Source organism: Frigoribacterium sp. VKM Ac-1396, assembly GCF_015350895.1.
In the GTDB taxonomy this organism is placed as follows: Bacteria; Actinomycetota; Actinomycetes; order Actinomycetales; family Microbacteriaceae; genus Frigoribacterium.
Window position 1 is genome coordinate 907,482 of sequence record NZ_JADKSD010000002.1, and the last position, 15,256, is coordinate 922,737.

The window sequence follows — 15,256 nt, forward strand, 5'->3', positions numbered from 1 at the left end:
GCACCAGCTCTCGCGGTGCTTCTCATCTCTTGGTCGCAGGTTCGCGGTGTCGATGGCGCAGTCTGCCGGGGGCACCACAAGGCACCAGCTCTCGCGGTGCTTCTCATCTCTTGGTCGCAGGTTCGCGGTGTCGATGGCGCAGTCTGCCGGGGGCACCATGTAGTGGCGACGGTCAGCCGTCGGCGCGGTCGGGCGCGATGCGGCGGCGGACCTGGCTCGCGCTGACCGGCTGCTCGTAGCGCTCGTCGTCCATCGGGTCGTCACGTGTGTCGTCATCGTCCGACGCCGACGCCGACGCCGACGCCGACCCGGACGCCGACGCCGACGCCGACGCGGCCGGTGCCTCGGGAGCCGAGACGGGCGGCGGGCCGGCCAGAGGCGACGTCAGGGGCCCCCGCCGGGCATCGCCACCCGGGGCGGGGGCGTCGCCGAGGACGGACGGTCGGAGCGGGGTCGCGACGTCGGGCCCGCCATCGGAGCCGCTGCCGCGTCGGAGGTCGGCGGCCGCCGCGGCACGGTGCTCGGCCTCCCAGGCCTTCTGGCGCTCGGCGGCCTCACGGTCGACGTCGGCTTCTTCGTACTTCCATTGAGCGAGGTCGTCGCGGAAGAGCTTCTTCGCGCGACCGGGGCGGCGTTGCCAGTCGACGAGGCGGTCGGTCATCTCACCCAGCGACCGTTCGGCCTGGAAGCTGAAGGACGCGGAATGACGCTTGATCTCGGCGAGTTCGTGCGCCGCCCAGTCCGCGGCGAGCGTGCTCCCCGTGGACGGCAGCAGGCGCAGGCGAACGTCGGCCTCGTGACCGAGGTGGTCGACGTACGTGCGTTCTTCGGTGCCGAGGGAGCTGTACACGGCACCCTTGCGCGCTGCCGAGACGACCCCCGCGATGGCCGCCGCCCGGGTGTCGTCGTCGTGCGCCGAGAGGACGCGGCGGGTCGCCCCACGGCCGATGAGTGCGGCGACGACGCCGGCGACGACGATGGCGACGAACGGGACCGCCGCATCGGTGACGACGCGCTGACCGTTGTCGGACGAAAGCCAGTCGACGAAGGTGTTCCACCAGTTCATGGCGCGAACACTACAGCTGAGGTCGAAGGTTGCCGCGGTGCGACATGCGAGCGCGCCCGGCCCCTCGACGGTCGCGCTCAGGCGAAGCGGAAGCAGTCGGTGGCGTCGTCACGGCTCCAGAACTCGCCGATCTCGACGAACCGACGCTGGCGCGGCAGGAACCGCTTGGCGCGGTACCGGTCACCTTGCGGGTCGTCGAAGCGCTCGACGTACCCGACGACCTCGCCACCGGCGCGCGTGACCCGGGCGAGGTCGTCGTGCACCTGCACGAGTCGGAGGCCGCCGCGCGTCGATCGGAGGGCAGGCAGCGTCGCACCCGCGTGGGCGTGCACGTGCGGGGCGTGCACGTGCGGGGTGGGGGAGGCGAGGTCGGTGGCGCTGGTGGTCATGAGGTGCTCCTGAGGTCATCCGGCCGATGCTGTCGAGAACACCCCCGACGCTAGGGGCGACCACCGACAACGGCGCCGGACGACCTCGGAGGGCGCGGTGCCCGACCGGCACCGCGCCTCCTCGGGTCAACGACCGGCACCGCGCCTCCTCGGGTCAGCGACCCGTGCCGTCGACCGCGAGCGGTTCGATGGCGGCGAGCTCGTCCTCGGTGAGCTCGGCCCCGTCGAGGGCGTCGAGGCTGTCGTCCAGCTGGGCCACCGACGACGCCCCGATCAGGGCGCTGGTCACCGCGGGCTGACGCAGCACCCAGGTGAGCGAGAGCTGCGCGAGCGACTGGCCCCGCGCCCGGGCGATCTCGTCCAGGCCGCGGACGCGCGAGAGGTAGGTCTCGTCGAACGCGTCCTCCGAGAACCAGCGGCCCTCGGCGGCGCGCGAACCGGCCGGCGCCTTGCCCGAGAGGTAGCGGTTCGTCAGCAGGCCGCCGGCCAGCGGCGAGAACACGATCGACCCGACGCCGTGGGCGAGCAGGGTGTCGAAGAGCCCTCGCTCGGGCCGTCGGTCGAACATGTTGTAGCGCGGCTGGTGGATCAGCAACGGCACGCCCTCGGCCGCCAGGGCGGCGATCGCGGCCTCGGTCTGCGCCGGGTCGTAGTTCGAGATGCCCGCGTAGAGGGCCTTGCCCTGTCGCACCGCCGTCGCGAGCGCGCCCATGGTCTCGTCGATCGGGGTCTCGGGGTCGGGGCGGTGCGAGTAGAAGACGTCGACGTGGTCCATGCCCAGGCGCCCGAGGCTGGCCTCGAGCGAGTTCAGCAGGTATTTGCGCGACCCGCCGTCGCCGTAGGGCCCCGGCGTCATGTCGTAACCCGCCTTGGACGACACGACGATCTCGTCGCGGTAAGGCCGGAGGTTCGCCGCGGCGATGCGCCCGAACTGCTCTTCGGCCGAACCGTACGGGGGGCCGTAGTTGTTCGCGAGGTCGAAGTGGGTGACGCCGCGGTCGAAGGCACGCAGCACGATGTCGCGCTGGGTCTCGAGGCCGCGATCCGAGCCGAAGTTGTTCCAGAGGCCGAGCGAGATGCGGGGCAGCTTGAGCCCGCTGCGACCCGTGCGGACGTAGTCGAGTCGCGAGTACCGTGCGTCGTCGGCGACGTAGGGGGTGAAGGGTGATCTCATGCGGTCAGCCTAGGGCTGGCCCTCGGCCGCAGGAGTAGGTTCACGGGCATGACGACGTTCGTTCTGGCCGGTGGCTGCTTCTGGTGTCTCGACGCGGTCTACCGCACGCTCGACGGCGTGGTCGAGGTGGTGTCCGGCTACACGGGCGGGCAGACCGTCGACCCCGACTACGACGACGTCTGCACCGGCCGCACGGGGCACGCCGAAGCGGTCGCGGTGACCTTCGACCCGGAGAAGATCCCGGCCGACGTCATCCTCGACGTGTTCTTCACCCTGCACGATCCGCGTCAGCTGAACCGGCAGGGTGCCGACGTCGGCACCCAGTACCGATCGGCGATGTTCGCGGCCGACGACGACCAGGCCGCGCTCTTCGAGGCCGCCCGCGAGCGCGCCTCCGAGGCCTGGGACGGCGGCGTGGTCACGACCGTCGAGCCGCTGTCGACCTGGTACGACGCCGAGCAGTACCACCAGGACTTCTTCGCCAAGAACCCCGGCCAGGGCTACTGCCTGGCCGTCGCGCTTCCGAAGGTCAACAAGATCCGCAAGTCGTACGCGAAGTACGTGCTCGCCTCGTAGACGGGCCGCGCCGTCCGGCGCGACCGACCGAGAAGGACGAAAGGGGCGCTCGACGATGAGTGACCAGAACACGTTGCACCGACAGACCTGGGTGGCCGTGGGGCCGGCAGGGGCGGTCGGCTCCATCTTGAGGACCGACGACGGCTTCGAGGTCCGTCTGCCCGCGAAGTCGGCAGAGGGTGGCACCTACCCGACCCTGGCCGTGGCCAAGAGCGCCCTGTTCGCGGCTCTCGGGCCGGGCTCCGAGTACCCGGAGTTCCACGAGCACTGACCCGATCGTCGTCGGCCGACGCCGCCGACGTCGGGTCGTCCCCGGGTCGGCCTCGCGCCTCCTCGTCCACAAGGAGGCGCGGGTGCCGCCCGCGGGTCAGCCTGCGTTCGCGAGACTCCCGACATGACAGACACCATCACCCTCACAGGCGTCATCGCCACCGACCCCCGGGCCCTCGTCACGCAGTCCGGCCTCTCCATCACGAGCTTCCGCCTGGCCTCGACCCAACGTCGGTACGACCGGGTCAAGGGCGAGTGGCTCGACGGCGAGACCAACTGGTACACGGTCACGGCCTTCCGCCAGCTCGCCGAGAACGTCCTGGGCAGCCTCCGCAAGGGGCAACGGGTCGTCGTGACCGGTCGGCTCCGCATCCGCTCGTGGGAGGCCGGTGACCGCAGCGGCATGACGGTCGAGGTCGACGCCGACGCGATCGGCCACGACCTCACCTGGGGCACGTCGTCGTTCGAACGTCGCGTCGCCTCGACGTCGGTGGGCGACCGGGCGGCGGCGTCCGACGGCGGCGAGGCCGTCCGGTCGGACGCGACCGACGGGTCGTCGCCCGAGTCGGTCCCCACCGGTGAGGAGCCCGAAGGCACGGTGACCGGTGCCGCGAGGGCCGAGGCGGGCCCGCCGGTGGGGGGCGCGTCGGCGGGCTCCGACGGCTCCGGGACGCCGGCTGGTGCGGTCGACGCATCCGACTGGGGCGCCCCGCCGACGGTGGGAGCCGACGAGGTCCTGGCACCGTTCTGACCCTGCGGCACCGTCCCGGGGTCGAGCGGGGCGGGGCGACCTCGCCCTGCGGGCCTCGGGCCGGTGCACCGTAGACTCGACGAGGCTCGTCGACCCGCGGCGGCGCCGGCGACGAAGGGCACCCGTGACCGGTTCGAGACCCCCGCGAGGCCCCGTGCTCGCCGCGATCCTGCTGGCCCTGTCGGTCCCCCTGGTCGGCTGCACGTCGTCGCCCGACCCCGAGCCGTCGACGCCGCCGAGTGCGGCGTCGACGGACGCTCCGCCGTTCTCGTCCGAGTCGTCGACGACCGACGCGGCCGCACACTTCGACGAGGTCGCCCGGGCCACCGTCGCGGCGAACGCGCGCCCGGGTGGTCGTGCCCTGGTCGACGCGCTCGTGGCCGCGGGCTTCGACAAGTCGACGATGCAGGTCACGGCCGACACGACCTCGATCGGCCGCGACGCCGACAGCGTCCAGTTCTCGGTGCTCTGGGGTGAGGACTGCCTGATCGGGCAGGTCTCCGACGCGGGCTACTCGAGTCAGACGGCGCCGGTCCTCGGCACGGGCGCCTGCCTCGTCGGGTCGACGCGAGCCATCGACTGGTGACGTCGGGCGCTCGGCGCCGCCCGATAGACTCGCTCCCATGGCCGAATACATTTACTCGATGGTGCGCGCCCGCAAGGCGGTCGGCGACAAGCTGATCCTCGACGACGTCACCATGTCGTTCATCCCGGGGGCGAAGATCGGCGTCGTGGGGCCGAACGGCGCCGGCAAGTCGACGATCCTCAAGATCATGGCGGGGCTCGACACCCCCAGCAACGGCGAGGCGAAGCTCAGCCCCGGCTACTCGGTCGGCATCCTCATGCAAGAGCCCGAGCTCGACGAGACCAAGACGGTCCTCGAGAACGTCCAAGAGGGCGTGGGCCCGATCAAGCAGAAGCTCGACCGCTTCAACGAGGTCTCGGCCGCCATGGCCGAGCCCGACGCCGACTTCGACGCGCTGCTCGCCGAGATGGGCACCCTGCAAGAAGACATCGACGCCGCCGACGCGTGGGACTTGGACTCCCAGCTCGAGCAGGCCATGTCGGCGCTGCGGACGCCGCCCGGCGACGCCGAGGTGGCCAACCTCTCGGGTGGTGAGAAGCGCCGCGTCGCGCTCTGCAAGCTGCTGCTGCAGAAGCCCGACCTGCTGCTGCTCGACGAGCCCACCAACCACCTCGACGCCGAGAGCGTGCTCTGGCTCGAGCAGCACCTCAGCAAGTACCCCGGCGCCGTGCTCGCCGTGACCCACGACCGGTACTTCCTCGACCACGTGGCCGAGTGGATCGCCGAGGTCGACCGCGGTCGCCTCTACCCCTACGAGGGCAACTACTCGACCTACCTCGAGAAGAAGGGCGAGCGCCTGCAGGTGCAGGGCAAGAAAGACGCCAAGCTGGCCAAGCGCCTCGCCTCCGAGCTCGAGTGGGTCCGCAGCAACGCCAAGGGCCGCCAGGCCAAGTCGAAGGCCCGCCTGGCGCGCTACGAAGAGATGGCGAACGAGGCCGAGCGCACGCGCACCCTCGACTTCGAAGAGATCGTGATCCCCGTGGGCCCTCGCCTCGGGTCGCAGGTCATCGACGCCAAGAAGCTGCACAAGTCGTTCGGCGAGCGGGTGCTCATCGACGACCTGTCGTTCACGCTGCCCCGCAACGGCATCGTCGGCGTCATCGGCCCGAACGGCGTCGGCAAGACGACGCTGTTCAAGACCGTCGTCGGCCTCGAGCCGCTCGACGGCGGCGAGCTCAAGGTCGGCGAGACGGTCGACATCTCGTACGTCGACCAGAGCCGTGGCGGCATCGACCCCAACAAGAACCTGTGGGAGGTCGTGTCCGAGGGGCACGACTACATCCAGGTGGGCAAGACCGAGATCCCGTCGCGCGCCTACGTGTCGCAGTTCGGCTTCAAGGGCCCCGACCAGCAGAAGAAGGCCGGCGTGCTGTCCGGTGGTGAGCGCAACCGTCTCAACCTCGCGCTGACCCTCAAGCAGGGCGGCAACCTGTTGCTGCTCGACGAGCCCACCAACGACCTCGACGTCGAGACCCTGGGCAGCCTCGAGAACGCCCTGCTCGAGTTCCCTGGCTGCGCCGTGGTCATCACCCACGACCGGTGGTTCCTCGACCGCATCGCGACGCACATCCTCTCGTGGGAGGGGCTGAACGACGACGGCACCCCCAACTGGTACTGGTTCGAGGGAAACTTCGAGGCGTACGAAGAGAACAAGGTCGAGCGCCTCGGCGCCGACGCCGCGAAGCCGAGCTCGGCCACGTACCGCAAGCTCACGCGCGACTGACCGGCACCCCGCCGTCATGACCCGCCTGCACGTGCCGACCCGAGTGCGCTGGAGCGATCTCGACGGGTACCGGCACGTGAACAACGCGTCGATGCTGCGCCTCCTCGAGGAGGCGCGCATCGACGCGTTCTGGTCGGCCGACGGTGCGATCGACGAGCGGTCGTCGGCCGCCGTCCTCGACGGCAGTCCGGACGCCGCGACCATGACCCTCATCGCGCGCCAGGAGCTCGAGTACCTCGTCCCGATCCCGTACCTGCGGGCACCCCTCGACGTGCAGATCTGGGTGGGCCGCCTGGGCGGGGCGAGCCTCGAGGTCTGTTACGAGGTGTGGTCCCCCGAGGGGGTCGAGCCGCGGCAGCTCTTCACGAAGGCCGCGACCACCATCGTGCTGGTCGACTCCGCGACGAACCAGCCGCGGCGCATCTCCGACGTCGAGCGCGACGCGTGGTCGCCGTACGTCGAGGAGCCGTTGGCCTTCCGCCGCCGCTGACCTTCCGACGCTCCTGACGGCCCGTCAGCTGCGGGGCACCCGCACCATGCCCTCTTGCGCGACGCTCGCCACGAGCGTGCCCGCGCGGTCGTAGATGCGACCGAGCGACAACCCGCGGCCGCCGACGGCGTTGGGGCTCTCTTGCACGTAGAGCAGCCACTCGTCGACCCGGGCCGGTCGGTGCCACCACATGGCGTGGTCCAGGCTCGCGGCCTTGAGCCCCGGGGTGACGAAGGCGACCCCGTGCCGCCGGTAGATCGGCTCGAGCAGGGTGTAGTCGCTGGCGTAGAGCAGGGCGGCGCGGTGCAGGTCGGCGTCGTCGGGCATGGGGCCCGTGGCCCGCAGCCACACGGCCTGGTGGGCCACGTGGTCGCCCTCGACGCTGAAGTAGACCGGCGAGGGCACGTGGCGCATGTCGAAGGGGCGTCGGGCCCACGACTGGGCGACCGGGTTGTCGACGGCGGACAGTAGCTCGGCGTCGCTCGGCACGTCGTCGGGCCCGGGCAGGCCCTCGGGCATGTCGACCTGGTGGTCGAGCCCCTCGTCGGGAGTCTGGAACGACGCGATCATCGAGAAGATCGGCACTCCGTCCTGCGAGGCCTGGGTGCGACGGGTCGCGAACGACCGACCGTCGTGGATGCGGTCGACCGTGAAGGTGATGGGGATCGTGAGGTCGCCGGGCCGCAAGAAGTACGAGTGGAGCGAGTGGACGTCGCGTCCGCCGCCGACCGTGCGCTGGGCCGCGACGAGGGCCTGGGCGGCGACCTGCCCGCCGAAGACCCGGCCGAGCGGCTCGGGCTGCGAGCCGCCGGTGAAGACGTCCTGCCCGCCGACGATGCCGGCAGGGGCCAGGTCGAGGGTGGACAGCAGGCTCTGCAGCGGATCGTCGGTCACCCGATGTAGTTTAGGGGGCCGATGAACGACGCATTCACCCTCCCCGACTCCCTGTCCCTCAGCGATCTCGCGACCTATCTCGGGCGGGCCGGCCGGGTCGAGGACGGTTCGGTGCGGCTCATCGCCGGCTCGGGCGTGCTCGCCGTCTACGTGGCGGTGTTCTACCCCCTGGGCCTGCTCGACTCGAGCCCCACGGTGCTCGGCCTCCGGACCTTCCAGCTCGACGACCGTCCCGAGTTCGACGCGGTCGTGCCGGTGCGGTCCCTGAAAGAGCGCCTCGTGCGCCTCCAGAACGACGTCGTCGACCCCACCGCGGCGGTGACGGTGTCCGTGCCCGCCACGGTCAACACCGTGACCTGGGCCGCCATCTCACCGCCCCGCGGGGGCTGGGCGCGGCTCGACGCGATCGAGGCCGCGCGCCTGCGCTCGACCGCCGAGGCCGGCATCGCCCGGGTCGCCGAGGCGATCCCCGCCGGCACGGGCGAGCAGATCGTGCACCGGGTCCGGGCCGACGTGTGGTCGGCGCCGGTCGAGGGCGCCGAGGGAGTCCCGGCCGGGGCAGGCTTCGGGGCGCTCAGCCTCGGGTTCCTCGACGGAGAGGACGAGGTCGCCGTCTTCGAGACCGGCACCTGGACACGCCTGACGACCCCCAAGGGTCACGTCCTCGTCAAGCGTCGGTCGTCTCTGCTCTGAGGCGCGGCGACCCGACGGCCGGCGCCCGCAGGCCGGTGGTTCGCGGTCCACGGCCCGGCAGGCCAGCGGCCCCGCGGCCCGGCAGCTCAGCGGTCGAACGTGTTGACCATGGCCTGGGCGGCGCGGTCGAGGTAGCCCCAGAGCATCGCGTCGTCGAGGGGTGCGAGCTCGAGCTCGTCGACGGCCACGCGCATGTGCTGCAGCCAGTGGTCGCGGGCCTCGGGGGTCACGCGGAACGGCATGTGCCTCATGCGCAGGCGAGGGTGCCCGCGCTCCTCGCTGTAGGTCGTCGGCCCTCCCCAGTACTGCTCGAGGAACCCGGTCAGCCGCTGGATCGCGCCTTCGAGGTCTTCTTCGGGATACATCGGCCAGAGCACGTCGTCGGTGCGGACGCCCTCGTAGAACCGGCGCACCAGCTTCTCGAAGGTCGGGCGGCCACCGATCTGCTGCCAGAAGTTGCCCTGGGCCGAGTCGTCGCCGAGCCCGCGGCGCACGGTGACCGGCACGGCCGTGGGCAGGGCCGGAGGCGTCGGCGGAGTCAGGGGTCGACCCTCGGACGCGCCGGCCGCGCCGGACGCGCCGGACGGCCGCGGCGTCAGCGGGAGGTCGCTCATTTGCGCTTCCCCCGGGGGATGTGAGGCGTCGGCACGGTGCGCGGTGCCCGGGCGCCCTGCACCGAGGAGGCGCTGTCGAAGCCGGTCAGGACGACGCTCGTCAGCGACGGCAGGACGATGTCCATGCCGTCGAGGGTCTTCTTGAGACGCGACCGCAGTTCGCGGTCGACGTTGTCGCGGTCGGAGGATCGGGTCTTGGCGACGATGCGGATGATCACGTGCTCGTCGGCGATCGACTGGATGCCCCACACCTCGGGCTGGTCGATGATGGCGCGCTTCCACTTCGGGATCGCCGCGAGCTCGTTCGCCGTGTTCAGCATGGCGTCCTGCACCTGGTCGACGTCGGCCGAGTAGGGCACGGCGAGGTCGATGACGACGCGCGTCCAGCCCTGGGACATGTTGCCCACCCGCAAGATCTCGCCGTTGCGCACGAACCACAGCACGCCGTTGACGTCGCGGATCTGGGTGACCCGGATGCCGACCGCCTCGACGACTCCGGCGGCCGGGCCGACGTCGACGACGTCACCCACGCCGAGCTGGTCCTCGGCCACCATGAAGATGCCGTTGAGCATGTCTTTGACGATGTTCTGGGCACCGAACGCGAGGCCCGCGCCGACCACGCCGGCGGCACTCACGATGGCGACGACGTTGAAGTCGAGCTCGCCGAGGATGAGCACGAGGGCGATGGCGGCCACGACGACCGTGACCACGTTGTTGAGCACGCTGCCGAGCGTCCGGGTGCGTTGGACGACGCGCACCGCCTGCAACGGGGACGCCATGAGCGCCTGGGTGTCGTCGACGTTCTGCTTGCGCTTGATGCCGTTGACGACCTGGTCGACCACCCGCCGGATGGTGAAGTGCAGCGCGACGCGCAGGAGCACCGCGATCAGCAGGATGGCGGCGATGCGGATGGGCACGCCCCACATGTTCCAGAAGGCCTCCCAGTCGAACGCGACGGGAGCGGCAGGGTCGGTGGTGGCGGCGAGGAGGAGGTCCATATGGGCACCAAGTGAAGCACGCCTCGGTCGGCGCAGCCGTGAGGTGCCTGGACGCGCGGACGGCGGGCCCTGTGACAGGGCCCGCCGTCGGTGCGGTTCGTCGGGTCGACGGACGACCCGTGCCGCGACTACTGCTGGTCGACCGCCTGCACCCGCAGCGCCCGCTCGACGCCCGCGACGCTCTCGCGGACGATGCGGCGGAGCGCCGGGGTCTCGGGGTTCGCCTCGAGCCACGCGTACGACGCGTCGACGAGGGCCTGGTCGGCGAGGCCGGCCGGGTACAGCACCGAGACGAGCGTGTCGGCGATGTGGTAGCTGCGCGACTCCCAGATGCCGGTCAGCGACGAGAAGTAGCGCTCGACGAGCGGCTGCAGGATCGCCGGGTCGTTCGTGTGCTGGAACCCGAGCGTCGTCGCCCGCACGATGGCGTTCGGCTGCTCGGCGCTGTCGACGACCGATTCGAAGGCGGCGAGCTTGCCCTCGGTGGTGGGGACGGTCGCCCGGGCCCGGGCGGCCGCCTGGGCGCCGTTGGCGGTGTTGTCGTCGGCCAGCGCCGCGTCGATCTCGGCCTCGCCGGCGCCGCCGACGAGCACGAGGCCCTCGAGCAGCTGCCACCGCAGGTCGGTGTCGACGGTGAGGCCCTCGAGGACGCGCGATCCGTCGAGGAGGCCGGCCAGCGCCTCCCGGTGGTCGTCGGTCGAGGCGATCGCCGCGAAGAACGTCACGAACTGGAACTGGGCATCCGACCCGGCCTCGGCGCCCTGCGCCAGGGCCCAGAGGCCGTCGCCGACCTCGGTGATCGTGGAGGCGCGGCGTGCGGGGGCCACGTAGCTGCGGGCCGTCTGCAGCAGCTGCGAGAGCGTGGTGCGGATGGTCGTCGACTCGGTCTCGGTGGCGATGTTGTCGAGGACGAGGCGGACGTAATCGGACGGGGAGGTCTCGGCGTCGCGCGTGGCGTCCCAGACCGAGCCCCACACCAGCGCGCGGGCGAGCGGGTTCGAGATCTTCGACAGGTGGGCGATCGCCGTGGCGAGCGAGACGGCGTCGAGGCGGATCTTCGCGTAGGCGAGGTCGTCGTCGTTGATCAGCACGAGGTCGCCGCGGTTCAGGCCGACCAGTTCGGGGACCTCGGTGCGGGTGCCGTCGACGTCGATCTCGACGCGCTCGGTGCGCACCAGCGAGTCGCCCTGCAGGGCGTAGAGGCCGACGGCGAGACGGTGCGGGCGGATGGTCGGGTGGTCGGCCGGGGCCTCTTGCAGCACGGCGAACGAGGTGATCGTGCCGTCGTCGTCCACCTCGAGCTCGGGGCGCAGCGTGTTGACGCCCGCGGTCTCGAGCCAGGCCTGCGACCAGCTGGTCAGCTCTCGGCCCGAGGTCGCCTCGAGCTCGACGAGCAGGTCGCTCAGCTCGGTGTTCGAGTGGTGGTGCTTCTTGAAGTACGCGGCGACGCCGGCGTAGAACGCGTCGATGCCGACCCAGGCGACGAGCTGCTTCAGCACCGACCCGCCCTTGGCGTAGGTGATGCCGTCGAAGTTCACTTGCACGTCTTCGAGGTCGGTGATCGTGGCGACGACCGGGTGGGTCGAGGGCAGCTGGTCCTGGCGGTAGGCCCAGCTCTTCTCCATCGCCTGGAAGGTCGTCCACGCCTCGGTCCACTCGGTGGCCTCGGCCGTCGAGATGGTCGACGCCCACTCGGCGAACGACTCGTTCAGCCAGAGGTCGTTCCACCACTTCATCGTGACGAGGTCGCCGAACCACATGTGGGCCAGCTCGTGCAGGATCGTGACGACCCGACGCTCCTTGATGGCGTCGGTGACCTTGCTGCGGAAGACGTAGGTCTCGACGAAGGTAACGGCACCCGCGTTCTCCATCGCTCCGGCGTTGAACTCGGGCACGAAGAGCTGGTCGTACTTCTCGAACGGGTACGCGTAGTCGAACTTGTCCTCGTAGTAGGCGAAGCCCTGGCGGGTCTTCTCGAAGATGTAGTCCGCGTCGAGGTACTCGGTCAGCGAGCGGCGCGTGAAGATGCCCAGCGGGATCGTGCGGCCGTCGGAGCTGGTGAGGTCGCTGCGCACGACGTCGTACGGGCCCGCCACGATCGCCGTGACGTAGCTCGACAGCACCGGCGTGGGCGAGAACGTCCACGTGCCGACCTCGCCGTCGACGACGGGCTCGGGGGTGGTCTGGTTGCTGACGACCTGCCAGCGGGCGGGCGCGGTGACGGTGAACTGGAACGTCGCCTTGAGGTCGGGCTGCTCGAAGACCGCGAAGACACGTCGGCTGTCGGGCACCTCGAACTGCGAGTAGAGGTAGACCTCGCCGTCGACCGGGTCGACGAAGCGGTGCAGGCCCTCGCCCGTGTTGGTGTACTCGGCGTCGGCGACGACCTCGAGCACGTTCTCGGCGGCGAGGTCGGCGAGCTGGATGCGCACGCCGTCCGACACCGCGTCGACGTCGAGCGCGGTGCCGTTCAGCGTCACCGAGTGCACCATGCGGGTGAGCGCGTCGATGAAGGTCGAGGCGCCGGGGGTGGCGGTGAAGCGCACGGTGGTCGAGCTGCCGAACACCTCGTCGCCGCGGGTCAGGTCGAGGGCGATCTCGTACGACTGCACGTCGACGATGCTCTTGCGCTCCTGCGCTTCGACGCGGGTGAGGTTCTCTCCGGGCACGCTGGCTCCATCCGTCTGGGGGGGGTGAGTGGGGGACTCGTGGTCCGCTGAGAGCCTAGACCGGCTGTACGACGCCGGGGTGTTGACTGTGCGCATGACCGACACCACCGCGCCCGCCCCGACCCCCGCCTCCCACACCGTCGTCGACTTCTGGTTCGACCCTTCGTGCCCCTGGGCCTGGATGACCAGCCGGTGGGTGGACGAGGTCGCGAGGCACCGCGACCTCGACGTCACGTTCCACGTCATGAGCCTGGCGGTGCTGAACGAGGGGAACGACGTCAGCGACGAGTACAAGGCCAATTTCGCCCGCATGCTGCGGTACACGCGACTCGTCACGGCGGCCGGTGAACTGCACGGCCAGCAGATCGTGAAGCCGCTCTACGACGCCCTCGGCACCCGCATCCACCACGAGGGCGAGAAGGACGGCGACGTCGTGATCGCCGGCGCGGTCGCCGAGGTCGGCCTGCCCGCCGACTTCGCCCGCCACGCCGACACCGACGAGTACGACGAGCAGATGCGGGCGAGCCACTTCGACGGCATCGGCCGCGTCGGCCAGGACGTCGGCACGCCGGTCATCGCCGTCGACGGCGTCGCCTTCTTCGGCCCCGTCATCTCGCCCGCACCGAAGGGCGAGGAGGCGCTGCGCCTGTGGGACGGAGTCGTCGCCGTGGCCTCGTACCCCGGCTTCTTCGAGATCAAGCGCACGCGCACGGTCGGGCCGATCTTCGACTGACCGGGGCACGGGGTCGACCTGGCTTAAGATCGAGTCCATGCGCATCCACGTGGCGACCGATCACGCCGGCCTCGACTTCAGCACGACCGTCATCCAGCACCTCACCGACGCGGGCCACGACGTGACCGACCACGGTCCGACGAGCTACGAGCCGCTCGACGACTACCCGTCGTTCTGCATCGCGGCCGCCCGGGCCACCGTGCGTGACCAGCGCGCCGGCCACGAGGCGCTGGGCGTCGTGTTCGGCGGTTCGGGCAACGGCGAGCAGATCGCCGCCAACAAGGTCGAGGGCGTCCGGGCCGCCCTGGTCTGGAACGACTCGACCGCGAAGCTCGCCCGTCAGCACAACGACGCCAACGTGATCGCCATCGGTGCGCGTCAGCACACCGAGGCCGAGGCGCTGGCCTTCATCGACGCGTTCGTCGCCGAGCCCTTCAGCCACGACGAGCGCCACGTCCGCCGCATCGCACAGGTCGGCGAGTACGAGACCACGGGCGCCATCGCCGGGCACCCGGTCGACTGACGACCGGGCACCCGGTCGACTGACGACGTAACGTCGAGAGCGGCGGGACCCCGACCGGGGGCTCGCCGCTCCGTCGTCTCCGCCCCCGGCGCGCGAGACCGTCACACCGTCCCACCGAGAAAGGTGCCGCCGTGCCCGAGGGCCATTCCGTCCACCGCATCGCCAACCAGTTCGAGCAGAGCTTCGTCGGCCATCGGGCCGAGGTCACCTCACCCCAGGGCCGCTTCGCGGCCGGGGCCGAGAAGCTCGACGGCGCGACCATGGTCGACGCCAAGGCCGTGGGCAAGCAGATGTTCCTCGAGTTCGACAACGGGTTGTGGTTGCACGTGCACCTCGGCCTCTACGGCGCGTGGGACTTCGCGGGCGCCATCGCGACGGGCCACTCGATGGCCGAGTCGCGGACGCGCCGCTCAGCCACCCGCAAGGCCGAGGCCGCCCCCGACGCCGACGGCGAGCACTCGATGTCGAGCATCGGCGCCCCCCGCACGAGCCGCGTCCGCATGGCCGAACAGGAGAAGACCGAGGACGACGTCGAGTCGTTCCCGCCCGAGCCCGTCGGCCAGGTGCGCGTCCGGTTGCTGACCGACACCGCCGTCGGCGACCTGCGCGGGCCGACGAAGTGCGAGGTCCTCGACGCGGCCGGCGTCGACCTCGCCATCTCGAAGCTCGGCCCCGACCCCCTCGTCGACTCGCCGAAGAAGGGAGCCGACCGCTTCGTGTCGATCGCGGGCAAGAAGCGCACCCCGATCGGGCTGCTGTTGATGGACCAGAGCGTGGTCAGCGGCATCGGCAACATCTACCGTGCCGAGCTGCTGTTCCGGGCCCGGCTCGACCCGCACACGCCCGGCAACCAGGTGCCCGAGGACGTTCTGCGCGACCTCTACAAGGACTGGACGAAGCTGCTCAAGAGCGGTGTCGAACTCGGCCAGATGATGACGATGGACGGCCTCACCAAGGCCCAGCGCGCGAAGGCGCTGCGCAGCCGGGCAGACCGCCACTGGGTGTACCACCGCGAGGGTCTGCCCTGCCGGGTCTGCGGGACGAACATCGTGATGGAGATGGCCGCGGGTCGCAAGCTCTACTGGTGCCCGACCGACCAGACTTGAG

Annotated in this window: 17 protein-coding genes; 10 read left to right on the plus strand and 7 right to left on the minus strand. The window is 70.9% G+C overall.

Translation table 11 applies throughout. The annotated features are described in order from the left end of the window. Positions 1 to 172: 172 nt before the first annotated feature. From ITJ55_RS11315 to ITJ55_RS11325, 3 genes are all read right to left on the minus strand, one after another. Complete coding sequence (locus ITJ55_RS11315; protein WP_194595415.1) at positions 173 to 1,066, minus strand: hypothetical protein; 894 nt, start codon at positions 1,064 to 1,066, stop codon at positions 173 to 175. Between the two features lie 77 nt (positions 1,067 to 1,143). Then, on the minus strand, positions 1,144 to 1,455 hold the full coding sequence (locus ITJ55_RS11320) for a hypothetical protein (RefSeq protein ID WP_228498126.1): 312 nt from the start codon (positions 1,453 to 1,455) through the stop codon (positions 1,144 to 1,146). A 154-nt stretch (positions 1,456 to 1,609) separates the two neighbouring features. Further along, positions 1,610 to 2,629, minus strand: coding sequence for an aldo/keto reductase (locus ITJ55_RS11325; RefSeq protein WP_194595416.1), 1,020 nt, complete (start codon positions 2,627 to 2,629; stop codon positions 1,610 to 1,612). A gap of 48 nt (positions 2,630 to 2,677) precedes the next feature. Between ITJ55_RS11325 and msrA the strand changes: the two genes are divergently transcribed. From msrA to ITJ55_RS11355, 6 genes are all read left to right on the plus strand, one after another. Continuing rightward, positions 2,678 to 3,205, plus strand: a complete 528-nt coding sequence (msrA, locus tag ITJ55_RS11330; RefSeq protein ID WP_194595417.1) for a peptide-methionine (S)-S-oxide reductase MsrA — start codon at positions 2,678 to 2,680, stop codon at positions 3,203 to 3,205. Between the two features lie 55 nt (positions 3,206 to 3,260). Further along, positions 3,261 to 3,476, plus strand: a complete 216-nt coding sequence (locus tag ITJ55_RS11335) for a methyltransferase (RefSeq protein ID WP_194595418.1) — start codon at positions 3,261 to 3,263, stop codon at positions 3,474 to 3,476. 123 nt (positions 3,477 to 3,599) lie between these two features. Then, positions 3,600 to 4,226 carry a single-stranded DNA-binding protein gene (ssb, locus tag ITJ55_RS11340; protein ID WP_194595419.1) on the plus strand — a complete coding sequence of 209 codons (627 nt, stop codon included), beginning with the start codon at positions 3,600 to 3,602 and terminating at the stop codon, positions 4,224 to 4,226. Between the two features lie 154 nt (positions 4,227 to 4,380). Beyond that, positions 4,381 to 4,812 carry a hypothetical protein gene (locus ITJ55_RS11345; protein WP_370544133.1) on the plus strand — a complete coding sequence of 144 codons (432 nt, stop codon included), beginning with the start codon at positions 4,381 to 4,383 and terminating at the stop codon, positions 4,810 to 4,812. 37 nt (positions 4,813 to 4,849) lie between these two features. After that, positions 4,850 to 6,535 carry an energy-dependent translational throttle protein EttA gene (gene ettA, locus ITJ55_RS11350; RefSeq protein ID WP_056262463.1) on the plus strand — a complete coding sequence of 562 codons (1,686 nt, stop codon included), beginning with the start codon at positions 4,850 to 4,852 and terminating at the stop codon, positions 6,533 to 6,535. A gap of 16 nt (positions 6,536 to 6,551) precedes the next feature. Beyond that, entirely contained in the window at positions 6,552 to 7,025 is a 474-nt protein-coding gene (locus ITJ55_RS11355) for a thioesterase family protein (RefSeq protein ID WP_194595421.1), read from the plus strand. Between the two features lie 24 nt (positions 7,026 to 7,049). On the opposite strand, the gene ITJ55_RS11360 is transcribed toward ITJ55_RS11355, so the two are convergent. After that, entirely contained in the window at positions 7,050 to 7,919 is an 870-nt protein-coding gene (locus tag ITJ55_RS11360) for an acyl-CoA thioesterase II (RefSeq protein ID WP_194595422.1), read from the minus strand. Between the two features lie 21 nt (positions 7,920 to 7,940). Here ITJ55_RS11360 and ITJ55_RS11365 point away from each other — a divergent pair, with 21 nt between their 5' ends. After that, the gene (locus tag ITJ55_RS11365) at positions 7,941 to 8,612 is read left to right on the plus strand and encodes a hypothetical protein (protein WP_194595423.1); all 672 of its coding nucleotides are present in this window, start codon (positions 7,941 to 7,943) and stop codon (positions 8,610 to 8,612) included. Positions 8,613 to 8,698: 86 nt separating this feature from the next. Here ITJ55_RS11365 and ITJ55_RS11370 read toward each other — a convergent pair whose 3' ends face one another. The 3 genes from ITJ55_RS11370 to pepN form a co-directional block, all read right to left on the minus strand. Continuing rightward, entirely contained in the window at positions 8,699 to 9,226 is a 528-nt protein-coding gene (locus ITJ55_RS11370; protein WP_194595424.1) for a globin, read from the minus strand. Next, positions 9,223 to 10,224, minus strand: coding sequence for a mechanosensitive ion channel family protein (locus tag ITJ55_RS11375; protein ID WP_228498128.1), 1,002 nt, complete (start codon positions 10,222 to 10,224; stop codon positions 9,223 to 9,225). Before ITJ55_RS11375 ends, ITJ55_RS11370 begins: the two co-directional genes overlap by 4 nt. A gap of 128 nt (positions 10,225 to 10,352) precedes the next feature. After that, positions 10,353 to 12,893 (minus strand): aminopeptidase N, encoded by a 2,541-nt coding sequence (pepN, locus tag ITJ55_RS11380; protein ID WP_194595425.1) that lies wholly within the window; start codon positions 12,891 to 12,893, stop codon positions 10,353 to 10,355. Between the two features lie 94 nt (positions 12,894 to 12,987). Between pepN and ITJ55_RS11385 the strand changes: the two genes are divergently transcribed. From ITJ55_RS11385 to ITJ55_RS11395, 3 genes are all read left to right on the plus strand, one after another. After that, positions 12,988 to 13,626: a DsbA family protein gene (locus ITJ55_RS11385; RefSeq protein WP_194595426.1), complete on the plus strand. Its 639-nt coding sequence runs from the start codon at positions 12,988 to 12,990 to the stop codon at positions 13,624 to 13,626. A 37-nt stretch (positions 13,627 to 13,663) separates the two neighbouring features. After that, positions 13,664 to 14,149, plus strand: coding sequence for a ribose-5-phosphate isomerase (locus ITJ55_RS11390; protein WP_043597130.1), 486 nt, complete (start codon positions 13,664 to 13,666; stop codon positions 14,147 to 14,149). Positions 14,150 to 14,280: 131 nt separating this feature from the next. Then, positions 14,281 to 15,255: a DNA-formamidopyrimidine glycosylase family protein gene (locus tag ITJ55_RS11395; protein WP_194595427.1), complete on the plus strand. Its 975-nt coding sequence runs from the start codon at positions 14,281 to 14,283 to the stop codon at positions 15,253 to 15,255. Position 15,256 lies beyond the last annotated feature (1 nt).

Excerpts from the sequence above, each read along its gene's own strand:
- ITJ55_RS11315 (WP_194595415.1), bottom strand. The coding sequence starts at position 1,066 with ATGAACTGGTGGAACACCTTCGTCGACTGGCTTTCGTCCGACAACGGT.
- ITJ55_RS11320 (WP_228498126.1), bottom strand. The coding sequence starts at position 1,455 with ATGACCACCAGCGCCACCGACCTCGCCTCCCCCACCCCGCACGTGCAC.
- ITJ55_RS11325 (WP_194595416.1), bottom strand. The coding sequence starts at position 2,629 with ATGAGATCACCCTTCACCCCCTACGTCGCCGACGACGCACGGTACTCG.
- msrA (WP_194595417.1), top strand. The coding sequence starts at position 2,678 with ATGACGACGTTCGTTCTGGCCGGTGGCTGCTTCTGGTGTCTCGACGCG.
- ITJ55_RS11335 (WP_194595418.1), top strand. The coding sequence starts at position 3,261 with ATGAGTGACCAGAACACGTTGCACCGACAGACCTGGGTGGCCGTGGGG.
- ssb (WP_194595419.1), top strand. The coding sequence starts at position 3,600 with ATGACAGACACCATCACCCTCACAGGCGTCATCGCCACCGACCCCCGG.
- ettA (WP_056262463.1), top strand. The coding sequence starts at position 4,850 with ATGGCCGAATACATTTACTCGATGGTGCGCGCCCGCAAGGCGGTCGGC.
- ITJ55_RS11355 (WP_194595421.1), top strand. The coding sequence starts at position 6,552 with ATGACCCGCCTGCACGTGCCGACCCGAGTGCGCTGGAGCGATCTCGAC.
- ITJ55_RS11365 (WP_194595423.1), top strand. The coding sequence starts at position 7,941 with ATGAACGACGCATTCACCCTCCCCGACTCCCTGTCCCTCAGCGATCTC.
- ITJ55_RS11370 (WP_194595424.1), bottom strand. The coding sequence starts at position 9,226 with ATGAGCGACCTCCCGCTGACGCCGCGGCCGTCCGGCGCGTCCGGCGCG.
- ITJ55_RS11375 (WP_228498128.1), bottom strand. The coding sequence starts at position 10,224 with ATGGACCTCCTCCTCGCCGCCACCACCGACCCTGCCGCTCCCGTCGCG.
- ITJ55_RS11385 (WP_194595426.1), top strand. The coding sequence starts at position 12,988 with ATGACCGACACCACCGCGCCCGCCCCGACCCCCGCCTCCCACACCGTC.
- ITJ55_RS11390 (WP_043597130.1), top strand. The coding sequence starts at position 13,664 with ATGCGCATCCACGTGGCGACCGATCACGCCGGCCTCGACTTCAGCACG.